A 696-nucleotide genomic window follows, 5' to 3' on the forward strand; every position below is an offset into this window, starting at 1 on the left:
CTCCGCCACATCGCCGCGCTCAGCCGGGGGACCAGCCGGCGCGCGGTCATCCAGCGCAACCTGCTGCCGGTGCTGCTGCAGTGGTTCGCGGAGGGGGCGGACCCGGACTACGGCCTGCTGTCCTTCCGCAGGATCAGCGATTCCCTCCGGGACACGCCCTGGTACCTTCGCCTGCTCCGCGACGGCACGGGGGCCGCGCAGCGGCTCACCCAGGTGCTCTCCGGCTCCCGCTTCGTCGGGGAACTGCTCGAGTCGATCCCGGAATCCGTCGCCTGGCTGGAGGGGGAGCAGCGCCTCGTCCCGGCCGGGTACCGCGAACTGAGCGAGGAGCTCGCCGCAATCGCCCGCCGACACGGCTCCGTGGACGCCGCGGCCCCCGCGCTCCGCCAGGTGCACCGGCGAGAGCTGCTGCGGCTCGCGATGGGCTCGCTCGTCGGGGTGATCGGGCTCGGCGAGCTGGCGGCGGGCCTCGACGCCGCCCACCGCTCCCTCCTGGAGCAGCTCACGCGATTCATCCGGCGGGAGCTGCACCGGAACGCGCCGCTCACCGGCTCCGCGGGGGACCCCGCCGAAACGGGCGCGGACCCCGATGCGGACGGCCTCGAATTCCTGCTCGTCGCGATGGGCCGCTTCGGCGGGGGCGAGCTCGGCTTCTCCTCCGACCTCGACCTGATTTGCGTGTTCCGTCCGAACGGG

General features: G+C 73.9%; 1 pseudogene. It reads left to right on the forward strand.

Annotated features, from left to right (window positions below):
- A pseudogene (locus tag OOT08_RS15975) lies at window positions 1-696 on the forward strand (bifunctional [glutamine synthetase] adenylyltransferase/[glutamine synthetase]-adenylyl-L-tyrosine phosphorylase); the annotation flags it as partial.

Source organism: Leucobacter sp. M11, from assembly GCF_035726885.1.
Taxonomy (GTDB): domain Bacteria; phylum Actinomycetota; class Actinomycetes; order Actinomycetales; family Microbacteriaceae; genus JAPFRB01.